Origin of the sequence: Serratia liquefaciens ATCC 27592 (assembly GCF_000422085.1) — a bacterium.
In the GTDB taxonomy this organism is placed as follows: domain Bacteria; phylum Pseudomonadota; class Gammaproteobacteria; order Enterobacterales; family Enterobacteriaceae; genus Serratia; species Serratia liquefaciens.
The window spans coordinates 3,199,185-3,223,289 of sequence record NC_021741.1 but is presented as its reverse complement, the minus strand read 5'-3'; the positions used below and the strand labels follow the sequence as shown (position 1 = coordinate 3,223,289).

The 24,105-nt window shown below is 54.3% G+C and carries 26 protein-coding genes and 1 pseudogene; 14 read left to right on the top strand and 13 right to left on the bottom strand.

The window, feature by feature from the left end; genetic code table 11:
- Positions 1-4 precede the first annotated feature (4 nt).
- From M495_RS15205 to M495_RS15190, 4 genes are all read right to left on the bottom strand, one after another.
- Positions 5-778 carry a DUF3307 domain-containing protein gene (locus tag M495_RS15205; protein ID WP_020827569.1) on the bottom strand — a complete coding sequence of 258 codons (774 nt, stop codon included), beginning with the start codon at positions 776-778 and terminating at the stop codon, positions 5-7.
- A 2-nt stretch (positions 779-780) separates the two neighbouring features.
- A complete protein-coding gene (locus M495_RS15200; protein WP_020827568.1) occupies positions 781-1,377 on the bottom strand; it encodes a SatD family protein in 597 nt (198 codons plus the stop codon).
- Between the two features lie 113 nt (positions 1,378-1,490).
- Positions 1,491-1,955, bottom strand: coding sequence for a DMT family transporter (locus M495_RS15195; protein WP_020827567.1), 465 nt, complete (start codon positions 1,953-1,955; stop codon positions 1,491-1,493).
- A 5-nt stretch (positions 1,956-1,960) separates the two neighbouring features.
- Positions 1,961-2,416 (bottom strand): DMT family transporter, encoded by a 456-nt coding sequence (locus M495_RS15190; RefSeq protein WP_020827566.1) that lies wholly within the window; start codon positions 2,414-2,416, stop codon positions 1,961-1,963.
- Between the two features lie 106 nt (positions 2,417-2,522).
- On the opposite strand from M495_RS15190, the gene M495_RS15185 reads away from it, so the two are divergent.
- Positions 2,523-3,440 (top strand): LysR family transcriptional regulator, encoded by a 918-nt coding sequence (locus tag M495_RS15185; protein ID WP_020827565.1) that lies wholly within the window; start codon positions 2,523-2,525, stop codon positions 3,438-3,440.
- Between the two features lie 80 nt (positions 3,441-3,520).
- Here the strand turns inward: M495_RS15185 and M495_RS15180 are convergent, their stop codons facing one another.
- The gene (locus M495_RS15180) at positions 3,521-3,700 is read right to left on the bottom strand and encodes a hypothetical protein (RefSeq protein WP_020827564.1); all 180 of its coding nucleotides are present in this window, start codon (positions 3,698-3,700) and stop codon (positions 3,521-3,523) included.
- 252 nt (positions 3,701-3,952) lie between these two features.
- Here M495_RS15180 and M495_RS15175 point away from each other — a divergent pair, with 252 nt between their 5' ends.
- The 3 genes from M495_RS15175 to arsC all read left to right on the top strand — a co-directional run bounded on the left by M495_RS15175 (position 3,953) and on the right by arsC (position 6,088).
- Positions 3,953-4,282 carry a metalloregulator ArsR/SmtB family transcription factor gene (locus M495_RS15175; RefSeq protein WP_020827563.1) on the top strand — a complete coding sequence of 110 codons (330 nt, stop codon included), beginning with the start codon at positions 3,953-3,955 and terminating at the stop codon, positions 4,280-4,282.
- 69 nt (positions 4,283-4,351) lie between these two features.
- Positions 4,352-5,635, top strand: coding sequence for an arsenic transporter (locus M495_RS15170; RefSeq protein ID WP_020827562.1), 1,284 nt, complete (start codon positions 4,352-4,354; stop codon positions 5,633-5,635).
- 21 nt (positions 5,636-5,656) lie between these two features.
- Positions 5,657-6,088, top strand: coding sequence for a glutaredoxin-dependent arsenate reductase (gene arsC, locus M495_RS15165; protein ID WP_020827561.1), 432 nt, complete (start codon positions 5,657-5,659; stop codon positions 6,086-6,088).
- Positions 6,089-6,126: 38 nt separating this feature from the next.
- On the opposite strand, the pseudogene M495_RS15160 reads toward arsC, so the two are convergent.
- The 4 genes and pseudogenes from M495_RS15160 to M495_RS15145 form a co-directional block, all read right to left on the bottom strand.
- Positions 6,127-6,390 (bottom strand): annotated as a pseudogene (locus M495_RS15160) (arsenical resistance protein ArsH); the annotation flags it as partial.
- A gap of 75 nt (positions 6,391-6,465) precedes the next feature.
- Positions 6,466-7,422, bottom strand: coding sequence for a Dyp-type peroxidase (locus tag M495_RS15155; RefSeq protein WP_020827559.1), 957 nt, complete (start codon positions 7,420-7,422; stop codon positions 6,466-6,468).
- A 633-nt stretch (positions 7,423-8,055) separates the two neighbouring features.
- The gene (locus tag M495_RS15150) at positions 8,056-8,406 is read right to left on the bottom strand and encodes a hypothetical protein (protein ID WP_020827558.1); all 351 of its coding nucleotides are present in this window, start codon (positions 8,404-8,406) and stop codon (positions 8,056-8,058) included.
- Positions 8,407-8,651: 245 nt separating this feature from the next.
- The gene (locus tag M495_RS15145) at positions 8,652-9,878 is read right to left on the bottom strand and encodes a M24 family metallopeptidase (RefSeq protein ID WP_020827557.1); all 1,227 of its coding nucleotides are present in this window, start codon (positions 9,876-9,878) and stop codon (positions 8,652-8,654) included.
- Positions 9,879-10,478: 600 nt separating this feature from the next.
- Between M495_RS15145 and M495_RS15140 the strand changes: the two genes are divergently transcribed.
- The 9 genes from M495_RS15140 to kynA all read left to right on the top strand — a co-directional run bounded on the left by M495_RS15140 (position 10,479) and on the right by kynA (position 19,091).
- A complete protein-coding gene (locus M495_RS15140) occupies positions 10,479-11,687 on the top strand; it encodes an MFS transporter (RefSeq protein WP_041414717.1) in 1,209 nt (402 codons plus the stop codon).
- 62 nt (positions 11,688-11,749) lie between these two features.
- On the top strand, positions 11,750-12,616 hold the full coding sequence (locus M495_RS15135) for a cupin-like domain-containing protein (RefSeq protein WP_201766286.1): 867 nt from the start codon (positions 11,750-11,752) through the stop codon (positions 12,614-12,616).
- On the top strand, positions 12,603-13,826 hold the full coding sequence (locus tag M495_RS15130) for an 8-amino-7-oxononanoate synthase family protein (protein WP_020827554.1): 1,224 nt from the start codon (positions 12,603-12,605) through the stop codon (positions 13,824-13,826). The genes M495_RS15135 and M495_RS15130 overlap by 14 nt, the downstream gene beginning before the upstream one ends.
- Positions 13,823-14,686 (top strand): HpcH/HpaI aldolase/citrate lyase family protein, encoded by an 864-nt coding sequence (locus M495_RS15125; protein ID WP_020827553.1) that lies wholly within the window; start codon positions 13,823-13,825, stop codon positions 14,684-14,686. Before M495_RS15130 ends, M495_RS15125 begins: the two co-directional genes overlap by 4 nt.
- The gene (locus tag M495_RS15120) at positions 14,683-15,570 is read left to right on the top strand and encodes an acetaldehyde dehydrogenase (acetylating) (protein ID WP_020827552.1); all 888 of its coding nucleotides are present in this window, start codon (positions 14,683-14,685) and stop codon (positions 15,568-15,570) included. Before M495_RS15125 ends, M495_RS15120 begins: the two co-directional genes overlap by 4 nt.
- A complete protein-coding gene (gene dmpG, locus M495_RS15115) occupies positions 15,554-16,555 on the top strand; it encodes a 4-hydroxy-2-oxovalerate aldolase (protein ID WP_020827551.1) in 1,002 nt (333 codons plus the stop codon). Before M495_RS15120 ends, dmpG begins: the two co-directional genes overlap by 17 nt.
- A gap of 2 nt (positions 16,556-16,557) precedes the next feature.
- On the top strand, positions 16,558-17,508 hold the full coding sequence (locus tag M495_RS15110; protein WP_051150514.1) for an ornithine cyclodeaminase family protein: 951 nt from the start codon (positions 16,558-16,560) through the stop codon (positions 17,506-17,508).
- Positions 17,502-17,996: a MaoC family dehydratase gene (locus M495_RS15105; protein WP_020827549.1), complete on the top strand. Its 495-nt coding sequence runs from the start codon at positions 17,502-17,504 to the stop codon at positions 17,994-17,996. Before M495_RS15110 ends, M495_RS15105 begins: the two co-directional genes overlap by 7 nt.
- Before the next feature lie 252 nt (positions 17,997-18,248).
- Entirely contained in the window at positions 18,249-19,091 is an 843-nt protein-coding gene (kynA, locus tag M495_RS15100) for a tryptophan 2,3-dioxygenase (RefSeq protein ID WP_020827548.1), read from the top strand.
- 34 nt (positions 19,092-19,125) lie between these two features.
- Here kynA and M495_RS15095 read toward each other — a convergent pair whose 3' ends face one another.
- A complete protein-coding gene (locus tag M495_RS15095) occupies positions 19,126-20,055 on the bottom strand; it encodes a LysR family transcriptional regulator (RefSeq protein ID WP_020827547.1) in 930 nt (309 codons plus the stop codon).
- Positions 20,056-20,153: 98 nt separating this feature from the next.
- Here M495_RS15095 and pcp point away from each other — a divergent pair, with 98 nt between their 5' ends.
- Entirely contained in the window at positions 20,154-20,801 is a 648-nt protein-coding gene (gene pcp / locus M495_RS15090; protein ID WP_041415482.1) for a pyroglutamyl-peptidase I, read from the top strand.
- A 44-nt stretch (positions 20,802-20,845) separates the two neighbouring features.
- Here pcp and M495_RS15085 read toward each other — a convergent pair whose 3' ends face one another.
- From M495_RS15085 to ydgT, 3 genes are all read right to left on the bottom strand, one after another.
- Positions 20,846-21,880 (bottom strand): NADP-dependent oxidoreductase, encoded by a 1,035-nt coding sequence (locus M495_RS15085; RefSeq protein WP_020827545.1) that lies wholly within the window; start codon positions 21,878-21,880, stop codon positions 20,846-20,848.
- A 77-nt stretch (positions 21,881-21,957) separates the two neighbouring features.
- On the bottom strand, positions 21,958-22,377 hold the full coding sequence (gene uspC, locus M495_RS15080; protein WP_020827544.1) for a universal stress protein UspC: 420 nt from the start codon (positions 22,375-22,377) through the stop codon (positions 21,958-21,960).
- Positions 22,378-22,528: 151 nt separating this feature from the next.
- Positions 22,529-22,744, bottom strand: a complete 216-nt coding sequence (ydgT, locus tag M495_RS15075) for a transcription modulator YdgT (RefSeq protein WP_012145712.1) — start codon at positions 22,742-22,744, stop codon at positions 22,529-22,531.
- Positions 22,745-24,105 lie beyond the last annotated feature (1,361 nt).

Sequence of the window (24,105 nt, the reverse complement as noted above, 5' to 3'; positions counted from 1 at the left end):
GCCTCTACAGCATTTTTTTCACCAGCAGACCCAGCATGATGGTTAGGGTAAAGGAAAACAGCGTACCCAGTAGCACATACTCGGTACGCATTTTGTCATCGCTCTGGCGCAAATCGCCAAAGCGAAAGATTGACTTGGCCGCCAGCAAAAAACCGACCGCCGGGATTTGGCCGATCAGCACAAAGGTCAGGATCAGCGTTCTTTCCAGATAGCCAATTTGCTTGCCCGCACGTAATAACGAGTCGTTATCGGCTTTGGCTGAAGGAGGCATCTGCGGTGCCCAGTGAGCCAAAAGCTGGCCGATAAGCACGCCCATCGGCATGTAAATCACCAAATACGTCACCACAACCAGTCCAGCCTGCCAGCCGGCTATGGCCGCTCCCAGCGTGCTAAGCAGGCCATGGGCATTGGGCGTCAGCGACAGCCACAGCAGTGCAATCACCGTAAGATGCAGGCCTTGATCGAGCAGAAAACCGCCCGCTTGACTGATGCGGGTCAATAACGTGACCTTCAACAGGTCAATCAGCCAGTGGCTGATGGCGATAACCAACAGGGCGGTCAGCACCTGGCCGGAAGAGAGTCCGCCATGCAGCAACGCAAAACCGGCCACCACCCAGGCGGCCAGCACGCCGTGCAGTAAGGCATGCAGCAACAGGAAACGAGAACGTGCGCGGTGACGAGCCTTATCCTCGACCCAACTGCGCGGCTGCAGCGGGAAGTCGGCAAGCAGGTGAACCACCAGCAACCAGGTCAGCAACGGCGCGTAGCTCAAATCCATATTCAGGTGATCCTGTTAATCGCGTGAATAAATCGCATCATTTCCTCGTAGGCCGCGCGTTTCAGCGTAGCAGAAACGGTGGAGGCGGCCTTTTGCAGCTTTTCCGCTACCTCTTGGCTGGTGTCGGCGAAGAAACGTGCCTGGACGACCTGCGCTTCGGTCTGTGAAAGGCGGCTAATCACATGATCTAACATCGGCAATAGATCGCTGACAATGGCATTTGTCTGCTCATTGTCATTTTTTAGAGCCAGTCGGCAATTTTTCATCAAAGCGTCCAGGGCCTGGCCAGAATTCACAAAGGCGCTGCCATAACCAGAGGTTTGTCCCTGGTCGCTGCCGAGGCCAACGGCGATGCGGGCATCCCAATGGCGTGAGTCCATCGCTCTAAGCGCAATACGGATATACACCGCCAGCAGCAAACCGGATTGCGGTTCGGCCACCGCTTGAAAAGCATCGCCACGGAAAATCTCGAATCGCTCAATAAGCGTAGCCCGTTGCAATTGACTCAGCAGGGCATTTAACCCGGTAATGTAGTGAGTGGTGTCTAATTGCCGTGAATTGACCAGATCGCCGGTGATCACGCTAACTTGTGCTGGCATCTCTTTTCTACTCTGAAGCGGGAGTTATCGGTAAATTTCGCACCTCAAGGCGAATATGTCAATAATTCGTATCTGAGTACGAATATGGTAAATATTCGTCTCTCAAGGCGAAATCAACGCCGCCGCTGAATAGGCTCAAGCATCAGCATAAGCAGCGATTTCTCCATCCGGGCCACATAGACGCCCAGCAGGATCAGCCCCACGCCCAAGATCTGCGCGCTGATGGTATCGCCGCTGTCGCGCAGTCGGTCGATAACCACGCCTGCCAGCATTTGGCCACTGATAATCAGTAGTGCGGCGCGCAGGGTGCCGAGACGCGGCAGAACATAGCTATTCAGCGCGACAAACAACGCCCCGATGACACCGCCAAGGTAGGCACCCCACGGGGCCTGGCCGAAGGTTGCACCGTTGACGCTGCCGGTTGCCACCAGCAGCAGGCTGAGGAACAAAAAACCGACGATATGATTGCAAAGTGAGGCATGAAAAGCGCCACGATCCAGCGCCAGACGACCGTTGATTGCGCGGCTGAGGCCGATACAGACGCCGTTGAGTAGAGCAAGGACTATCAGGGTAAACATGGGCGTTACCTCAGGAAAATGAGCAGAGCGCAGCCGCAGAGGATCAGCAGCGTGGCGACGATATCGTTGAGACTCAAACGGCGTTTAAGCGAGCCAAACCAGCCGCAGCTGTCGGCGAGCATGCCGAACAAAACCTGACCGGTGAGCATCAGCGCCAGGCTGCCGGAAAGCGCCAGCGGGCTGTTGACCGTAATGGCGGCCAGCACCACCGTCAAGGCACCGGGCAGACCGCCCAAATAAGCCCAGCGAGGCGTCCTGGCCGATGAGGGCGCGCGGCGCGGAGTACGACGGTTCAGCAGGAGCAGCAGCAACCAGGCGGTGATGGCGCCCATACCGTGAGCCAACCACGAGGCCAGCAAGGGGGAGTTATAGCTGGCCAGCAGGCTGTTGATGGCAATCATCAGGGCCAATAGGGCACCGGCGCCCAGCGCCAGCAGAGGATCGGAAAAACGTTCACGCATCAGGGTTTCAACTTCAAAATTAATTTGAAGAGCAGCCTATATTGTTTTTGTTTAAAGCTTAATCCACTAAAATGGAAACTCATTGTTGAGAAAAAGTTGACTGATAATGAACGATCGCTTTGCAGCAATCCCGGTATTTGTGGCGGTGGTGGAATGTGAAAGCTTTTCTGCCGCCGCCGAGCGACTGGGCATCACCAAATCGGCAGTAAGCAAACGCATCACCCAGCTGGAACGCTCGCTGGGCGTGCAATTATTGCAGCGAACCACCCGCAGTTTGAGCCTGACCGAGGCCGGTGAGCAGTATTTTGGCTATGCACGCAATGCCTGCGCCGTAGCGCAAGAGGGAGAGGATGCGGTCACCCGTTTGCAGGGACAGCCGCAGGGCTGCCTGAGGATCAGCGTACCCATGGTGTTTGGTCGTTTGCATATTGCCCCGTTGATCCCCCGTTTCCTGGCGGCTTATCCGGCGGTGGAGATCAATATGATGATGGACGACCAACTGGTCGATTTGGTCGAAGGGGGCTATGACCTGGCGATCCGCATCGGTCGACTGGCCGACTCGAGCCTGATAGCCCGGCGTATTGCGCCGTGCAACAGCGTCTTGTGCGCAGCACCCTCTTATCTGGCGCGTTGTGGAACACCGACGGACATGGAGCAATTAGCGAAGCATAACTGTTTGTTTTACAGCTATTTCCGCGGGGGGAGCGAATGGCAGTTCGACGGGCCTGCGGGAGCTGTACGTTTCCAACCCAGAGGCAATTACCAGGTGAATAACAGCGAGGCGTTGCGTGAAGCGTTGATCGCCGGTTTGGGGATTTGTCAGATGCCGACTTTCATCGTTGGAGACGATATTGCGCAGGGGCGACTGCTTGAGTTGATGCCGGACTATCGGCTGCCCGAGCATGCCATTTATGCCGTCTATCCACAGCGCAAATACTTACCGGCTAAGGTATCGGCCTTTGTCGATTTTCTACTGGCTCAGCTCGGAGGAGAGCGGCCTTATTGGGATACCCCGGATCGCTGATAACACCCCGTCGCCATTCGACCGGGAATACGCGTGCCTATAGGTACGCCACCGGCGAAGGGAGATTAAGGTGCGGGGTGTTAGAAACTTTTCACCAGCACTTCGCGCGGCTGTTCGTTGCCGTGCTTCAACAGATAGTCGAAAGATTTCTCGCTACTTTTCAGCTGCTGCAGAAATTCCTGCGGTGACAGGTCGTGTTTTTTGCCGCTCATATAAGCCAGCGCCAGTTCTTTTGCCTGATAACGTGAGAAGTTGTACATAAGAGCCCTCTAAACGGTGGATTTCACGCTAGAGATTGTAACGAAAGAGCACATAATGAACAGTCGCTTTGGCGTATGGAATCAATAGCTGAAACTTAACTCAGGCTGAGTGAGCGTTTTCACCGGACCATCGCGAAAGTGAGCCATTCTGCACAATCTCCACAAACCTTAATATTCACTAATTCATATGTGTTACTTGGCGTTTTTCCTCCTTCGGCTTATGATGGCGGTTATCGTAAAAGGAGGATCCCCATGACATCACTGACGCCACTGGCATTGTTTAAAAATCTGTCGGAGGAAACTCGCCTCACGCTGGTGCTTTTGCTGCGCCAGGCGGGTGAGCTGTGCGTGTGCGAATTGGTCAGCGCATTGGAGGAATCGCAACCCAAAGTTTCTCGTCACCTCGCGATGTTACGTGAAAGTGGTCTGCTGATCGATCGTCGCGAGGGCAAGTGGATTTACTACCGCCTGTCGCCGCATATGCCGGCCTGGGCGGCGGCAATCATCGAACAGGCTTACCTTAGCCGGCAACAGCAGGTGACCGAGCTGGCGCAGCGCGCGTTAGGGGCGGTCTGCCGGTAACGCTAAAAAATTTAAATCAATACATTCGAAATAACATATATGTTTGATGTGAGAGACTAAGGAGTTGTGATGGTGTTGGCCGGGGCAATATTTATCCTGACGATCGTTTTGGTGATCTGGCAGCCGAAAGGCTTGGGCATAGGCTGGAGTGCCTGTTTCGGCGCGCTCTTGGCATTGCTGACCGGTGTGGTACAGGTCGGTGATATTCCGCTGGTCTGGCAGATCGTCTGGAACGCTACCGCGACCTTTATCGCGGTGATCATTATCAGCCTGCTGCTGGATGAATCCGGCTTCTTTGAATGGGCCGCGCTGCATGTTGCGCGCTGGGGCAAGGGCAAAGGGCGCTGGTTGTTCACCTATATTGTGCTGCTGGGCGCCGCGGTGGCGGCGTTGTTTGCCAATGACGGGGCAGCGCTGATCCTGACGCCGATAGTGATTGCGATGCTGCTGGCGTTGGGGTTCAGTTCAGGGGCAACGCTGGCCTTCGTGATGGCGGCGGGATTTATCGCCGATACCGCCAGCCTGCCGCTGGTGGTGTCCAATTTGGTGAATATCGTCTCCGCTGATTTCTTTCAACTGGGTTTCACGCAGTATGCGGCAGTGATGGTGCCGGTGAACCTTGCCGCCATTGTCGCCACGCTGGTGATGTTGCACCTGTTCTTCCGCAAGGACATTCCGCGCAGCTATGACCTGAGGTTGCTGCGGCCACCGCGTGAGGCCATTCGCGATTTGCCGACGTTTAGAGCCGGTTGGGGCGTATTGGTGCTGCTGCTGGTGGGTTTTTTTGGGCTTGAGCCGCTGGGCGTGCCGGTTAGCCTGGTCGCCGCCGTTGGTGCGTTAATCCTGCTGCTGGTGGCGAAAAAGGGGCAGGCCATCGACACTGCTAAAGTGTTGCGGGGCGCCCCCTGGCAGATCGTGGTCTTCTCTCTCGGGATGTATCTGGTGGTCTACGGGCTGCGTAATGCAGGGCTGACCGATACCCTGGCCGGTGTGCTGGATTTTCTGGCCGAACGCGGAATTTGGGCAGCTACGCTGGGCACCGGTTTCCTGACGGCATTTTTGTCCTCGGTGATGAACAACATGCCGACGGTGTTGGTGGGGGCCTTGTCGATTGACGGCAGCAATGCCGAAGGCGTAATTAAACAGGCAATGATTTATGCCAATGTCATAGGCAGCGATCTTGGGCCGAAAATTACGCCGATCGGTAGCCTGGCCACGCTGTTGTGGCTGCACGTATTGTCGAAGAAAAGCATCGTCATAAGCTGGGGATACTATTTCCGGGTCGGGGTAGTGATGACCCTGCCGGTGCTGTTGGTTGCGCTGACCGCCCTGGCCCTGCGCCTGTCGCTTTAGCCATAACTCAGAGAGAACGCCATGAGTAACATCAAGATTTACCACAACCCGGCTTGCGGCACATCGCGCAATACGTTGGCACTGATCCGCAACAGTGGTGTGGAACCGACGGTGATTTTGTATCTGGAGACACCGCCCGACCGCGAGCAATTGATCAGGCTGATCGCCGATATGGGAATATCTGCGCGAGCCTTACTGCGTAAAAACGTCGAGCCTTATGAATCGTTGGGGCTGGCAGATGCAGGCTGGAGTGACGAACAATTGATCGACTTTATGTTGCAACAACCGATATTGATTAATCGACCTATTGTGGTGACACCCTTGGGCACCCGTCTGTGTCGACCGTCGGAAGCCGTGCTGGATATCCTGCCGGATCCGCAGCAAGGCCCTTTCACCAAGGAAGACGGCGAGCCTGTGATCGATGCGCAAGGGCGGCGAATTTCGGTGAAATGAGCATTAAAGGCCCGCGGTTGGATTGCGGGCCTGACTTTTTAGATGCTGCGTTGATTGACTCGTGCAGACAGTTCAGCCGCGCGCTCTTTTCTCTTGCTGTAACGGTCGACCAGATACCTGGCATTGCCTCGCGTCAGAAGGGTAAACCTCATCAGTTCTTCTATCACGTCAACGATTCGATCATCGTAGGCGGAAGGTTTCATGCGGCCATCTTCTTCAAACTCTTGTCACGCCTTGGCAATAGAAGAGGGGTTGGGGATAGTGAGCATTCGTATCCAGCGCCCTGAAATACGTATCTGATGCGGGCGTCGACAGCCGATGTTGCAGTTGGCAGAACTGCCCCCCAACCGACCGGGGCAGTCATTGCTCATCGGGGATTATTGTGGGGCGTCACGCTCAGCCAAGGCTTCCAGCAGGGTTGCCGATGGCGTAAAGAACAGGCTGCCGGTGACCGCGCGGCTGAAATCCAACAGGCGATCATAATTGCCGGCTGGCCGACCAACAAACATGTTCTCCAACATTTGCTCGATGGGCTGAGGGGATCGCGCGTAGCCGATGAAGTAAGTGCCGAACTCCCCCATGCCGGGTTTCCCGAACGGCATATTGTCACGCAATATTTTGACTTCATTGCCGTTTTCATCGGTCAGCGTCGTCAGGGAACTGTGGGATGACGAAGGCTTGACGTCTTCATCCAGTTCAATATTGGATTGCTTGTGGCGACCAATAATGCGTTCTTGCGTTTCAACGCTCAGTGAATTCCAGCCTTTCATGTCATGCAGGTATTTTTGTACCAGCACGTAGCTGCCGCCTGAAAACTCAGCGTCTTCCTCGCCAATCACCGTATAGTCGAAGGCTTCGTGCCCTTCGGGGTTTTCTGTACCATCGACAAAACCAATCATTGCCCGCTGATCGAAGTAGCGGAAACCGTGCACTTCCTCTATTACCGTCACGGCATCGCCAAGCTTGTTCATCAACTGTGTGGCGAGTTCGAAGCACAAATCCATCTCGTCGGCGCGAATGTGCAGCAGGATATCGCCAGGGGTCGAAACGGCAACGCGGTCGCCGGTGCCTATCTCACGAAAAGGATGAAGCAGCGCCGGACGGGGTTGGCCGAACAGCCGATCCCAGGCCGTAGAGCCAAATCCGCAGACGCAGGACAGATTGCCCGCCGGGGATCTTTTGCCGACGGAACGGATTACGCCGCTGATATCCGCACACCAGCCACGCACCGCAGCAAGCTGAGCGGGGTTGGGCGACAAGGTGGCGACCAAAAATATGGCATGACGTGTAACGGGGCTGAAGACAGCCTGAGGTTGTTGATTTTGGGTAGTCATAGCATCCAGTGCCGAGGAAAGTCAGAGCTTAAAACTAATCTATTTTAGCGGTTACGCCAACTGATTAACCCCAGTTGGCGTGTGGAAAGCCCAACGCGGAGCGTGAATAAAAACATCTCTATCAGCGAAGATGCACTGGCATAGGGTATCGTCAGGATGACACAGGCATGAACTGGGTCGTCGCAGCACGTAAATTGAAGCTGGATGGCAGCAACCGGTATCGGTTGGTTAACGCTTGAATGTAAAGTAGTCAGTAATGCCGCACAGGAAACGTGGGGGAGAGCAAGGCGACAGCGATTAACTGACGCCTTTAATTAACAAATTTATGAACGAAAGCATGGTCGTTAAAACTAGGGAATTTAGCTCCCTTTCTGCGGCTTGCCTAAAGAGAATTTAATTATTAAGTATATAAGTCTTACTAAGACAATACCGCAGCTAATTGAAACCAACAGAACGGAAATGCCTCTCGGTGCGGGATACCATGTTGAAAAGCCTACCCCAGCCCCGCTTAGCAAGGATGAAGAAAGAAATATACCCAGAATAACTGATATTATTTTTATAACTTTATCATTCATGTAATCACCTAAAAATGGCGAGTATCCTGCCCGTAGTTATTTTCTTTAACGTTACCGTCTACCAAGAACATTTGCCACCGGAACTTGACCCGCATTTATTCCCGCCTTTGCCCATACCTACGTTACCGCCACCCTTGTTGCCATCCTTGAAACAACCGCCGGTAACTGCGCCGCCAACCAATCCCATAGCGGCGCCAGGTAGCCCACCAAACGCTCCTAAAGCTGTACCTGCCACCATGCCATTGATACAGTCTTCCGACGTGTTTTTAGTATAGTAGTCACTTGAGCCGCTTTTGTTACCGCCATTGTTTTTTCCTTTATTCTTACGACTATTGTCCGCACGGTCTCCGCCATTATTACCACGGCCGCCGGCGATAGAGTCTAATAAAGAATGATCAATCGTTTTCATAACCAACTCCCTTTGAGTTTATGATTTTTTATTATGCTTCACCTTGATGGTGGATTGATTATTAACCCAAGTCATTTTGCATATCAACAACTATTTTATCCGGAGTGTATAAAATGGAATGAATTAATGATTGCATTAACATGAAGTGTTAAATGAGGTGAGTAAATATAATCGATATTAAAGTTTCTTATTATTATGGGGAGAGTTGTTTTTAAATCCGAGCGGCGACGCCGCCCGGCAGGGGATCAGGACATCAAATTGAAAGGGTCATCAATAGATTTCGCCGGCGCGGTAAACCAGCGCGCTCCGTCTTCGGTGACGTAGAAATGATCCTCAAGACGAATGCCGAACTCGCCTGGCAGGCATAGCATGGGTTCGATGCTGGCGCACATCCCCACGTCGAGCGGCTCCTGCTGCTTGCGGATCAGATACGGCGCTTCATGAATGTCCAGCCCGATACCGTGACCGGTACGGTGCGGCAGCCCCGGCAGCTGATAATCCGGCCCAAAACCATGAGAAACCAGCGCTTCGCGCGCGGCATCATCCACTTTATGGCAGGGCACGCCGGGCGCGATTACAGCAAATGCCGCAGCCTGCGCATCATGTTCAGCCTGCCAGGCAAAGCGTTGGCGCGGGTTGGCTTCGCCGTAGACATAAGTTCGGGTGATATCGGACAGGTAGCCCTTGTAGCGACAGCCGGTATCCAGCAGCACGACATCGTTATGTTGCAGCGGGTTGGGGGCTTTAACGCCATGAGGAAACGCGCTATCGGATCCGAACAGTACAATGCAGAAGTAAGAACCGGTGGTGCCCATTTTGCGATGGGCCTGATCGACAAACTCGACCAGCTCTCTGGCGGTGATCCCTGGGCGCAATATGCTTGCCGCCGCCTGTTGGACCCGCAGGGTAATGTTATTCGCGGTTTGCATCAGCGCAATTTCGGCCGCCGATTTGCGGCTGCGGCAGTACCCGGTGATCGGCAGGGCGCTGACCAACTTTATTTCACCGGCATGCTGTTGCAGGCCGAGGAACAGCGTGACCGACGCGGTTTCGCAAATGGCCACTTTGAGTTGGCGGCCCGAACCTGTCAGCCCACGCGCGGCCAGTACGGTGAAGAACAACCGGTAGGGATCTTCTTCCTCATGCCAGCTAAATATCTCCCCCTCAATCACCTGCGCGTCCTTGAACGTGCCGATCTCAAACCAGGGCGCAATATAGGCGATTTCCCCCTCGGCCGGGATCACCGCGCCCACCATACGTTCGCTGGGCGACCAGGCGGTACCGGTAAAATAGAGCAGGTTGCTGCCGGCATTGAGATAGCAGGCGTCAATGCCGTTGTCGCGCATCAGGCGCTGCGCGTGCTGAATGCGTTGCCGGTATTCCACCGCGGCGATTTCAGGCGGGTTGTCCGTGAGCGGTTGCAGCTGTTCCAGGGCCTGTTGTGGCGTACTACCGCCAATGCCTGTAGCCATGTGTTCTCCTCGCGTGATGTTAATGTCAGGGCCAATGTCCCCGCGCGTCAAACCTTCATCATAAATAAAGCGCGGCAGGAATACTTGGCTCCAATAGGGAGTAAAAATGACGATTACGGCACAGTTTCTGTTTTCTGAGCCGCTATAGCGCCAGAGGGCCCTGAGAGTGTGGTTCAAAGGGCGTCATTCGCAGACTGAAAATTATTATTTTCACCATAATTAACACTTAACTCACTGTAATTAAATATGAATGCAATAACGCATCAATGTGATGCAAAAACGCTCTTGTAAATAATGATTAGCGTTGCTAATTCTTAATGCCCATGCATTAAAATTGTTTATGATAAATTTCGGGGACTTTTTAAGATGGCGAATTAATAATTATTAACCAAGATGATTTCAACGCGAACAATATTCTATGACCTGAATTCCATTCGGGAGGGATTAATGCCTGAGCGCGTTACCTTCGTTTTATTGTTGCGCATAAATAAATAGTTAAGTTATTTATTTCATTGAGTGTGCCCGATCAAATAAATGAGTGGGTATGTTCGATTGATATATTCATTCGTTCTTTTAGCGAATATCTATTGAGAGCACCTTATGGAAACAGAGGCCGTTGAGTCCAAGTTCAGTTTTGGTTCTTATACCCGATTATTGTCTGATCCCGGACATGCGACGCTTTCATTGTTTGGCCTGCTGGTCAGGTTCCCGGTGGCGATGCGGTCCATCAGTTGCATAATGTTGATTTCCGCCACTATGGACTCGTTATGGATTGCCGGAACCGTGGCGGGAACATTAATGATTACGCAGGCGATAGCCAGCCCGGTTTTAGGCCGATTTGCCGATAAATTCAGCCAGCGAAAGGTGCTTATTATTACCTGCTGCTGCCACGTCATTGCGATCCTTTCGTTAATTGGCTTGGTGCTGCTGAATATGCACTTATGGGCAATTATGGCGGCGGCCATTGCTACCGGTTGTTCGTCGGTGCCGGTGGATGGATTTATTCGTACTCGCTGGGCCTCCATGGTGACCGATGAAGCGCTACGAACCGCGTACGCGTTAGAAACCGTGCTTGATGAGATCATTTTCTTATTGGGGCCGTTAATCGCCATTGTTTTGGCCACGGCATGGCACCCCGCAGCGGGGCTGGCGTTATGCGCCGCGCTCACCTTCAGTGGTTCTCTGGCCCTGGTGTTACATCGGCGTTCTGAGCCGGTTATTGTGCACAAGAGCGCAGAAAGCGACCGTCGGGCAATCAGCATGGTCTGGGTACGGGCGTTAATGATCTCCTATGCGGCGGTAGGCCTGTTTCTTGGCTCAATCGACGTCATGATGATCGCCTACGCCAAAGAAGTAGGCAATCCAACCCTCGCCGGTGTGCTGTTATCCATTTGCGCCGCGGGCAGCCTGGTGGGTGGCACCTGCTACGGCGCCATGAACTGGTCCTTATCGCAACCCCGCCTGCTGCTGATCACCTCCGCCACCCTGTGTGCCGGCACGCTTCCGCTGATTTTCACCAGCGTTCCCGTTGTCATGGGCATTTCCGCTTTCGTCGCCGGGCTGTCGGTGGCGCCGTTATTGATCACCTGCAGCAACCTGCTGGAGTCCTTGACGCCGAAAGGGTGTTTATCCGAAGGCTTCTCCTGGTTGTCCAGCGCCGGCTGGCTGGGCTTTTCACTGGGCGTCTCGGTGGGTGGACAGCTTTCTGATCAAAGCGGAGCGGGTCAGGTGGCCTGGGTAGCCATGGCCGCCGGAACACTCGCTTTATTATCCAGCCTGTTTAGCCAGAAATTACTCAGCAATAAATAAAAACTACGCCCCAAAATATCGGGGCCTCACATTATTATTTTCGAAACAGGAAAACGGCAATCGTGAAACAGTTAACGACGGGGGTTCCCGTTCCGCGCATGACCTTTAAAGAGTTCGTCGCCTTTGGTGTTGAAGCTATTTTCCGAGCCGACGTTCCGGTCATTATTACCGATTTACCCATTGATACCAGCATAGGGGCGAGTGACCTGATCTCACAACGCTTGGGCGATGATAATGTCACCTTGTTCCGAGAGGCCAGTAATAAAGAAAATACCGAACGCTGGCAAACCATGAAAATTCAGCTGCGTGGTTTTTTGGAAAATAAAGAGTACCAAAGCGACAACAATACCTGGTATCGCGTGGTGTCCAATATTATGCACCGCCCCGAGGACGTCAATAATATCCTTGGCTTTGATGCTTTTTCCCTGCTGGCCTCCCGTCGTGGGTTGAACGCCGCCAATTTATGGGTCAGCTACCACGGGGTATTTACCCAAAGCCATTTCGATGAGCTGGAAAACTTTAATATTTCTTTGCAGGGCAGAAAACGGTTCATTCTTTTTCCTCCGGGCCGCGGAGATTACTATCCGCGATCTATCCTGCAGGGGTTCGGCGATAAATCGCAGGCCTTTGATTTTGACAATATCGACCCGCAGCGTTTTCCCCGCTTGGCGGCAAAAATCCCGCAGCGCCGCGACTTTATTTTAGAACCCGGTGAAATGCTGTATTTGCCGCTGGGGTGGTGGCACCAGGCCGAATCTTTAGACGATCTGAATATCAACGTTAATTTTTGGCTGTGGGATCTGAAAATCCTGCGTCGCCCTTATGTTTTCTACTCCGCGCTCTACACGGCGGCTTACCGCAAGTTTAAAGGCATCTACAACTATCAACCAGAACCCACCAAGAGGAAGGCACTTGATGAGCAGCCGTAAGCAGATCATTCCCACTAACAAATTCCGCAACAACGATAAGGCCATTGGCATAGGCAATCCTTTCTGGGATATGTCAGAGCAAAACGGCCTTGCGGGTATCGTTGCCGGGCTCGATAACGACCTGTTGTCCACCCAAAGTGGCCATCAGTTTGTCAATTTCAGCTGCTGCTCGTACCTGAACCTGGACTCCCACAGCAAGGTGGTCGAAGGTGCTATCGACGCGGTGCGCCGCTACGGCGTGTTGGATCACTGCATCGCCCGCAGTCGGGTCCAGCTCCCTGCCATGAAGGAGTTGGAAGCGTCGCTGGGTGAGCTGTTCCAGGCTGATGTACTCAGCGGCGTGTCAGCGAGCAGCGTCAGCGGCGGCTTGCTTCCTCTTATAGCTTCGGGCCATTTAGGCAACGGTGTACGGCCTTTGATGATTTTCGATAAGCACGCCCACGTGTCGCTGGCGGCTGCCAAACCCGCCTGTGCCGATGAAACCGAAGTCGTCACCTGCAATTATCATGATTTGAATTTCATTGAAGACTGCTGCAAGCAATATCAACGGGTCTGTTACGTGGTCGACGGCAGCGATAGCCTGGGGGGCTATGCTCCGGTCAAAGCCCTGGCTGAACTGCAGGACAAATACGGCCTGATGGTGTTTTACGACGATTCGCATTCGATCTCCGCTTATGGCGAACGCGGTGTTGGCTATGTTCGTTCTCATAGTCCGGCGTTGGATGAAAACACCATTATGGTGGTCACGCTCAACAAAGCTTTCGGCACCAGCGGGGCGGCGATATTGCTCAACGGTTATTCGCAGCAGATGCTGCGCCTGGTCGAACGCTTTGGCGGCGGGCTCAACTACTCGCAAAACCTGAATACGGCGGCCATCGGCGCCAGCCTGGCGTCGGCGGAAATTCACCGCACGGATGAATTGCCCCGGTTACAAAAGAAACTGTACGACAACATCGCGCTGTTCGATTCCCTGATCCCGACGGAGCAAAGCGGCAATACCTATCCGATCCGCCTGGTGCCGATGAGCGATGACCGGGTGATCGAGGCGGGGCGCCAGGTGATCGAGGCTGGCTTCTATGTCTCGCCGGTGTTTTTCCCTATCGTCGCCAAAGGCACCGCCGGCCTGCGAGTCATGATGCGAGCCGGACAAACGCAAGAGCAGATCCGCGGCCTGTGCCAGGTGATCTCTGCTGTCAGGGGGCCGCAATGACGGATATCGCCCGGGCTGTTCCCCGCAGCATTCTGTACACGCCGGCCTTGTCACTAAACCGTGTGGTCAAGGCTCTGTCTTATGACGCCGATGTGCATTTGATGGATCTGGAGGACTCTGTTCCTGGCCCGGCCAAGGCGGAGGCCAGGACCATTTGCCGCACGGCTCTCGATAATGCACCGCCGTCCGCAAATATTGCTGTTCGGATCAACGCGTTGGGCACTCTTGATGCGGTGCATGATCTGGTGATGTTGTGCTCCGGCCAAACCACGCCTGGCTTTATCGTAATGTCGATGGTTCGAACCCCTGCCGAGGTGGTTTTCCTGCGTGAAACCTTCGCCTCAGCCGGAAGGTTCCCAGAAATTTACCTGACGATAGAGACCGTCGAGGCCATTACCGATCTGGATAATGTCGCGGCGGTGGCGGATGGGCTGATTTTCGGCTCTGCAGATTTGGCGGCCACGTTGGGGGTGCCAATCACCTGGTCCGGGATGCTGGCCGCTCGTCAGGCGATGGTGTTGGCGAGTGCCAGACACGGTATTGGCTGTATCGATACCGCCAACTATCGGCTTTCCGAACCCGACGTGTTGGCCAATGAAATTCAGTGCGTCAAAGATCTGGGTTTCCATGGCAAAGCCACCGTTCATCCTAGCGAGCTCGAACTGATCAACTCGACGTTACGGCCCTGCGAGAGCGCACTCTTGGCGGCAAGCCGCATTACCGATGCTGTGAAAGCGGCGCAGGGGGGAATTGCCTTGTTGGACGGGCACATGGTGGGGCCGCCTTTTGCCCGCATGGCACGTAATACCTTGCAATCCGGCAAGGCCTGGGCCGACCGTTTCGGCAGGAGCAACTCATGACGCTCTCCGTTGCTGTCATCGGAACCGGCGCTATTGGCATGGATCTGGTCAATAAAATTCATCGTTCTCCGCTGCTCAATTGTGGGCTGCTCGCGGGGCGCAACAAGGACTCCGCCGGTTTTGAGCTTGCGGCCCAATTGGGGTGTCCGACCAGCGCCGGTGGCATTGACGCTGTTTTGGCATCGCCCAAACCTTTCGACGTGGTGTTTGACGCCACCAACGCGATGTCGCATGCCAAACATTGGGAGCTGTTGCGACCGTTGGGCTCCTTAATGATCGACTTAACCCCCAGCCACCTGGGAAAAATGATTGTACCCACGGTAACGGGAACCGAGGCGCTGGCCGAGCGCAATGTCAGCCTGATCAGCTGCGGTGGACAGGCGTCGATACCCATTTTGCATGCCCTGAGCCGACATTTTCGTATCAACGATATCGAGGTGGTGGCGACCGTCGCCAGCAATATTCTGGGGCGGGCCACCCGGATCAACATCGACGAATATGTGGACACCACGCAGCGGGCGCTCAGCGCTTTTACCGGCGTAGCCAACACCAAGGCGATCCTCAACATCAGCCCGGCTGCGCCACCCGCCATGTTCAGGGTCACCATTTTCGCCGGTATTCCCGGGGTCACGAAGGAACAGATTACTCCGGTGCTTGCTGAGGCCGTTGAGGCGGTGCGGGGATTCTCGGCGGGCTATTCGCTTACCGCTCTTAACGTCAGCGAAGGACGCGTTTCGATCTCGCTGGAGGTGGTTGCCAGCAGCAAGGTGATGCCTGAATACGCCGGGAATCTGGATCTGATTAATTCTGCCGCCATCCTGGTTGCCGAACAGTATGCGAGCTATCGAAATAAAACGGAGGGGGCTAATGGCCATGCTGATTAACGACTCAACCCTGCGTGATGGTCAACACGCCGTGAAGCATCAGCTCACGGTGGCTCAGTTACGAGACTACGCGACTGCGGTAGATAAAACGGGGGTGGCGATTGTCGAGGTTGGCCATGGCAACGGGCTTGGCGCCTCCTCGTATCAGGTCGGGCGCGCCGCGTTGAGCGATGAAACCATGTTGAACACCGTGCGCGAGTGTTTGCAAAACAGCAAGATGGGCGTGTTTATGCTGCCCGGTTGGGGAACCATCGTCGATCTGTCGAAGGCGTTATCCTGCGGTGCGGATGTGGTGCGCATCGGTACCCATTGCACTGAGGCAACCCTGGCCGAACGTCATCTGGGATGGCTGCGAGATCACGGGGCAGAAGCGCATGCGGTACTGATGATGAGCCATATGGCCACTCCCCAACAGTTAGCCGATCAGGCTCAACTGCTGGTGGAGTACGGTGCGCAGGCCGTCGGCATCATGGATTCTGCCGGTAACCTGTTGCCGCAGGATGTGACCGAACGCATCACCGCGATGCGGCGGCAGGTGGATGTGCCGCTTATTTTCCACGCCCACAATAATTTGGGCATGGCGGTGGCCAACTCGGTTGCCGCCGCTCAGGCCGGCGCTAGCGTGATTGATGGCTGTGCCCGCGGATTCGGGGCTGGGGCAGGGAACACCCAACTTGAAGTTCTGGTACCGGTATTGGAACGTTTGGGGTTCAACACCGGCATTGACCTTTATCATTTTCTCGACGCCGCCGAGCTTGCCGCCCGGGAACTGATGGTCACCCCACCGATGATCGACTCCGTGGGCATAGTCAGTGGCCTGGCCGGCGTTTTTTCCGGCTTCAAAAATCCGGTGTTAAGCCATTCGGCCTCTGCGGGGGTCGATCCGCGTGACGTCTTCTTCGAATTGGGAAAACGCCAGGCCGTGGCCGGGCAAGAAGACCTTATCGTAGAAGTGGCCGCGCAGTTGAAGAGGATCGCCCTGTGACGATGCAAATCATCAATGCAGTTGAAATGTCCGGAGAGATCCGACTGCGGCAGGTCATGGCGATGCTGAGTGAGGCGTTCGGGGATTTACGTCGCGGTGACGAACAATCACCGACGCGGACCTTACTCCAGCATGGTCCTTCAGAGACGTTGATCAGCCCGGCGGCCTGGAACAGACGCGGTGTCGCCAGCGTCAAAATCACTACGCTCACGCCCGGCAATGCTGAGAGAGGGTTGCCATTGATCCATGGGGTGGTGCTGCTCACCGACATCGATACGGGCCAGATGCTGGCCTTGTTCGATGGCGCTAGTCTGACCGCGTTGCGAACCGGAGCGGTGGCCGGACTGGCGACCCAGCTGTGTGCTCCGGAGCAGGCTGGCGATCTTGCTATCCTCGGGGCAGGGGTTCAGGCACGGGCCACGCTGCTGGCGATGCTGGCGGTGCGACAGATCCGCAGGGTGCGCATTTTTTCCCGTTCGGCGCTCAGAACGCAAGAGTTTGCGCACTGGGCTCGTACGCTGACCACCGCGCCGGTCAGCGTTTGCAGTAGCGCATTCGAGGCCGTGCAGGGGGCGGATCTTATCTGCACCACCACCTCAACCCGTGCCCGTGAACCTTTGGTGTATGCCGATTGGGTAGCGCCAGGGGCCCACCTGAACATTATCGGCGGCACCCACGAGGACGCCATTGAGGTCGACCCCGCGTTATTGAAAACCGCCTTTGTCGTGGTGGAAACCGGCGCAGCTGCCAGGGAGGATGCGGGGGAGGTTCGAAGCGCTATGGCGCAGGGATACATTCAGCCTGAAGGACTGAATGAGCTGGGCGCTGTCGTTTTGGGTGAGTCCGCTGCACCGGCGGGGCAGACCACGGTATTTCGCAGCGTGGGGCTGGCCATTGAAGACACCGCTGCCGCGGTGGCGCTATACCCATTCAGGGAGAAAACCCCATGTTAAGAAAAGTCGGCGAAAATGAGTACCAGGAAGAGCACGGCGGGGACTATGAAGACTTCGAAACCGGCATGACGATCAAACACTGGCCGGGGCGCACGCTTTCCGAAGCCGACAACACCTGGCTCACCCTGTTGACGATGAATCAGCACCCTTTGCATTTCGACAAGGCCTATGGCGCCCAAGCGGAATATGGCCGCGTTTTGGTCAACAGCAGCATCACGTTGGCGTTGGTCAGCGGGATGACCGTGCAGGCATTGTCTGCCAGGGCGGTGGCCAATCTGGGCTGGGAAACGGTGCGCCTGAAAGAGCCGCTTTTTGTCGGTGATACGCTTTACGCCATCAGTAAGATCCTGGCTAAACGGCCGTCAAAATCCCAACCGAACAACGGCATCATTACGGTGGAAACGCGGGGCATCAAATCCACGGGCGAAACGGTGATCACCTTCGAACGATCCTTTATGGTTCGGCGACGAGATTACAGAGAGCCTTGATTTTCAGCGGTTCGGGGATCGGCAGAGCAATGTAGATGCTCAGGAGTTGCTGATCCCATCCCCGCGGATAATCACTGCGGGGATTTCAATCCAGGCAGAAATAAGGAGGGAATCAACCTGACATGACCAACCCTGAAATCTGCGAGGCAACTCTCGTTTATAGTCCTTCGGGTTGGGGCGATATGGACTATTGTTTTCTGTTTGCAGCACGCTACACACCGCTTCCGGTCGTGGGCGCAGCGGAGATAACAGATGAACAAACGGGAATTAGAAAGCGCGATTGTCACCGATTTTTCCAAACGCATGAGCTATGGCGACTATCTGTGCCTGGATCAACTGCTGGACTGCCAGCACCCGCTGTCCAACCCGCAACACCATGATGAAATGCTGTTTGTGGTGCAGCACCAGACGTCGGAGCTGTGGATGAAGTTGATGCTGCATGAACTGCAGGCGGCGCGGATGCTGGTGCAACAAGATAAGCTCAGCCACTGCTTCAAGATCCTGGCGCGGGTCAAACAGATCCAGCGGCTGCTGTTCGAGCAATGGGCGGTGCTGGAAACCCTGACGCCGTCGGAATACGTCGAGTTTCGCGACGTGCTGGGCAGTTCGTCGGGCTTCCAGTCCCATCAATATCGCTCGATTGAGTTTTTGCTCGGCAACAAGAATGCGGCCATGCTGGCGGTGTTCAGCAACGATGCGGAAAAACACGCGGCGCTGAAGGCCATTCTTGAAGCGCCGAGCCTGTACGATGAATACCTGCTTTACCTGTCCCGTCACGGTCTGCCGATCCCGCAGGAGTGTATCGAACGTGACTGGACGCAACCTTACCAACGTAATCCAAACCTGCTGCCGGCCTTTAAAGAGATCTATGACCATCCACAAAAGTATTGGGAAGCCTATGAAATGGCCGAAAAGCTGGTGGATATAGAGGAAAGTTTCCACCTGTGGCGTTTCCGGCATATGAAAACGGTAGAGCGGATTATCGGCTTTAAAACGGGCACCGGCGGTTCGAGCGGCGTCAGCTTCCTGAAAAAGGCGCTGGAGCTGACTTTCTTCCCTGAACTGTTGGATGTGCGCACCGAAATCGGCGCCTAGCTTAGGGCCTTAATCGTAGCAGGAGGGGCGCTTCTCATTCACTCTTCCCCCAGTTCAGTTGGGTAAGGGTATCGCACAGCCAGGTCAGCGCCGGATCGCGCCGGGCCTGGCGACCGGCAACCAGATCGACAGAAAACGTACTCACCGCCAGTTCTGACGGTAGCGGCAGAAAGCGTACCTTCGCCGGATCGGCAAACTGGCTGGCGACGCTGTGTGCCAGGGTTGCGATCAGATCGCTGCCGGCGACTACCGCAGGCAGCGCCACGATATGCGAAAATGTTGCGGCCACGCGTCGCTCCAGCCCCAGTTCCGTCAGTCGACGATCGATAATCCCGCGGGCGGAGCCGTCGTCCGAGGGCGCGTAAAGGGCATGGGGCAGGCCGACGTATTGCGCCAAGCCCCAACTTTCGGCAGCTAACCGCGGATGATGTCGGCTGGCGATACAGGTAAAGCTTTCGGTAAACAACGGCTGCACCAGCATGCCCTTCACCGCCTCGATATGCCCGCCCAACGCCACATCTATCTCGCCACTCTCAAGCTGTTGCACCACATTGCGGCGATCGAGCCGGGAAACCCGGATATCGATGCCTGGAGCATCCTGCCGCAGTCGGCTGATAATGGTAGGCAGCAGCGTGATATCGGCGTAGTCGCCTGCAGCTAGCCTGAAGCGGCGCTGGCTGGCCGTCGCGGGATCGAAGCGCGTCGGCGGCGTCAGCGTCTGGTGGATTTGTTCCAGTACCGGGTGGATTTGCAGCATCAGTTGGTGAGCACGCGCGGTTGGCAACATGCCGCCGCCGCTGCGGGTAAACAGCGGATCGTCAAACAACAGCCGCAAGCGCGACAGCGCATTGCTGACCGACGGTTGGGCACGGTTCAGACGTCCGCCGGCAGCGGTGACGTTACGCGTTTGGTATAACGCCTCAAACACCACCAGAAGATTGAGATCGACGCTGGATAAATTCATTTTATGAATACTCTATATACAGATAATCCATTTCCAGAATCATAGCGCGTTGTTTAGGCTGAGAGCACGCGGATTCAATAACAACCTGAGGTGCGATGATGGAAAGGGTATTGGTGACCGGCATTGAGCCGTTTGACGGGGATAAGGTTAACCCTTCTTGGCAGGTAGCGCAGGCGCTGGCGGGAGAGCGGATCGCCGGCGCAGAAGTGGTGGTGCGTCAATTGGCCTGCGTGCTGGGGGTGTCCAACCAGCAGCTGATTGCCGCCATCGAAGAGCTGCGGCCCAAAGCCGTGATCTGCCTGGGGCTGGCCGGCGGGCGCGGCGAAATTTCCGTTGAACGGGTTGCCATCAATCTGATTGACGCCCGCATTCCCGATAACGCCGGAAAACAACCGATAGACATCCCGGTGGTGGAAGGGGGGCCGGTGGGCTATTTTTCCACGCTGCCGGTGAAGGCGATCGTGCATCATTTACATCAGGCAGGCATTCCGGCGGCGGTGTCGCACACGGCAGGCACTTATAATTGCAACCAGCTTTTCTACGGGCTGAGCCATCATATCGCCAGCCAAAATTTGGCGATCAAAGGTGGCTTTATCCACATCCCTTACAGTCATGAGCTGGCGGTGAATCATCCGGGAAAACCCAGCCTGGCGTTAGCCGCAATGATTGAGGCGGTACGCAGTGTTGTGCATACCACTCTGACGGTCGATGAGGATTTATCTCTCAGTGGCGGTGCGTTGCATTGAGGGCATAGCAGGGCGCGGCAGTACATCACCGCGCCCAGTGGGGATTACTCGTCGGCGACGCGGATCACCAATTTGCCGAAGTTCTTGCCCTGCAACAGGCCAATGAATGCCTGCGGTGCATTTTCCAGTCCGTCGACCAGGTCTTCACGGAATTTGATTTTCCCCTGATCGACCCATTCGCTCATGTGCTGCAGGAATTCATCAAAACCTTCCGCGAAGTCATCGAAAATGATGAAGCCTTGCATGCGGATGCGCTTGCGTAAGATCAAGCCCTGCAGCATCGGCAAGCGGTCCGGCCCGGCGGGCAGGTCGGTGGCGTTATAGTGGGCGATAATCCCGCAGACCGGAATACGTGCCTGGGTATTCAGCAGTGGGATCACCGCATCAAACACCGCACCGCCGACGTTTTCATAATAAATATCGATGCCTTGCGGGCAGGCGGCGGCCAGTTGCTCAGCGAAGTCTGGGGCTCGGTGATCGACACAGGCATCGAAGCCCAGCTCTTCCACCACATAGCGGCATTTCTCTTTACCGCCCGCCACGCCGACTACCCGACAGCCTTTCAGTTTGGCAACCTGTCCGACGACCGAACCGACGGCGCCGCTGGCGGCGGCGACCACCAGGGTTTCACCGGGTTTCGGCTGGCCGATCTCCAGCAGGCCCATATAAGCGGTGAAGCCCGGCATGCCCAGGACGCCAAGCAGACGAGAAGGATGCGCCTGATGAGGGCCGAGGTTACGTAAGCCGCTTCCGTCAGACAGGGCATAATCCTGCCAGCCGTCGTAGCCTAATACCCAGTCGCCGGGTTTGAAATCGGGGTGCTGTGATGTGACGACCCGTGAGACCGTGCCACCCACCATGGTTTCGCCAATCTGCACCGGCGGAGCATAAGAGGGCGCGTCGCTCATTCGGCCACGCATGTAAGGATCGAGCGACAGGTAGACGGTGCGCAATAACACCTGGCCGGCGGCGGGCTGCGGCGTAGCGACGGTTTCCAAACGGAAGTTGTCTGCGACAGGTTCGCCGTGCGGGCGAGAAGCCAACAGAAAACGGCGGTTTTGTTGTGTAGACTGAGACATCAGGCATTCCTTATGCGGACAGAGAGCCTAAGTCTAGTCAATCATCGAAAAGAGCGAATGGCCTAATGTGCTCAGCGTTACAGTGGGATTATCAGCACGTCGATACGGCTAGTGTTGATAAAGCGCGCGGCAGAGCAGGAGATTTTGTTCATCATGCCGTCGCTGTGATTACCGCAAACCACCAGATCAAAAGGTTGCCGTTGGCTGGCATAGTTCAGGCTGTCGGCCAGTTCACCGTGGACAATCAGCGTGTCGGCAATCGGGTAATCCGCCCGCAGGCGAAGTTCTTCCAGAAACAGCAGCGTTTCTTCTTCCATCAGCGCACGTAGATCGCCCAGCATCGGTCCGGCGAAGTTATTGTATATTTCCGGATTGGCAATGGTGCTAAGCAGGGTAATTTTGCCGTTGTAAGGACGCACGATGGAGACGGCTTTTTCAACCAGGCGGTGGCTGTCTGCCGCCACGGCGACGGTAACCAAAACGTTTTGATATCCCATCTTCCACTCCTGTTTCCTGTTGATAGGGTAAAAGGGTAGAGCCTGGTGAAGCGAATAAATGTGGTTTGTATCACGCGCGCCAATAAATCCGAGGAAGTTGCCGTTATTTAGCAATAAAAGATAAAGTACATGCGCGCGTAATTAATGCAAATTATAGCACCTGCGCCCACAGCGTTTTTGGCACCTTACCCAAATCGAACAATTTCCCCGCCACCAGTTCGGCGCGGCGGTGATCCGCTGCACGGTACATATTGCTGATTTCAATGTCATTATCGATGGAGTAGTTAAGCTTGTCATACACTTTCTCCACGCTGTCCAAGCTGGTGCATTTGCGGAATGTCATCAGATAATCAAGGGTATCGGTCATGATTAAAATATAGCCTGTTAAGAGTTGTAGCCGAACGAAGAAACATCACCCTGTCATCGTGACAGCAGCAAAGGTGTGATGTGCGACCTGAAAAATTAATTTCAAATAAATAAATTGCGATACGGTAATAATTGGCTGCGCGTGAGTGCCGCTGCAGTGAGAATAATAATATGCCGTTGCGCCGGCGGCAATGCCATCCTGCCGTTCAACATGCAAAATAGGGAAAGCCTCATGCTAAAGGAGGGGAAACTCCTCGCCAGTTGATGGCGCTGAACAGATGTCGCCTTCCCGTTAGTGCCCAGGCGTAGTCAGTTATGTCTGACGTTGGATATTTTTTCCACGGTTAATGCGTATGTTCAGCCGCTAGCTCCTTTGCCTGCCAACCCCGTAAGTGAGCCAAGGCTTCGTCAGGCTGGAATTTGCAATCTGTATGAGATAAATGAAACCCTTATGGAGAATAAAACGAAACCGCGTTTTACTTTATTTGCACAACGGGTAGGGGGGATGGGTATTATTGAACAATAAACATCAGCGGAGATCTCATTTTTTCAATCGAATAGAAAATTTATTAAAGTTTTAATTAATACTGCCGATAAATCGTTTTGGCATGACTCACGCCAAAAAACCATGCGAAACCTCCCGCTTTCATTCTATTTACCATGAAACATATGGTTACCTCTGTTTTCTTGTTCACAACCTAAGCGAATCATTGTTAACCGAATGGAAGCATTCGTTGAAAAATAAAACAGGAATTTCTCGCAAGCTTAAGTCAAATCCGAAACCTAATAACCTTATAGTTTACATGCGTTATATTTCAATGCGGATAGTTTATTGTTTATTAAACGGTTATTTATACTGTCTTTATCGGCTACGAGCAGATTTTTGTTCTGTTATTTTAGTTTGGTGATGCTTTTGTTCGAATTGATCTAAAAAAGATATTTTTTTGGCTTATATACATTGTTTTTAAGACGTTTTTTTACTTATGTTTATTTTGTGAGCGAAAATGCGGTTAAAAATCATACTGGTAACGGGCTATTTGGCTTAATTATTTTTTATTTTTGTGATCTAGATCACATTGTATTTAAAATTGCCTCTCACTTACATTGTGTGTGCTAATGGTTCAGGGGTAGAGTTGCGCTGCATTAGGAATAATCTTATTAATTTTGTAAAAATAGTTTCACGGTGATTAAACACTGCTGAAGCAAAATGCTGTACATCCATACACGTTGGTTTACGCACGTATCAAATACTGAATGATGGTCCGAATTTAGTGATGTTGAAAAATTTATAACGGTCGTTATTCAGGGTTTCATTTGCCAACTTAGGGAACAAACCCAGGTCACGGGCGATAAAAATTATCA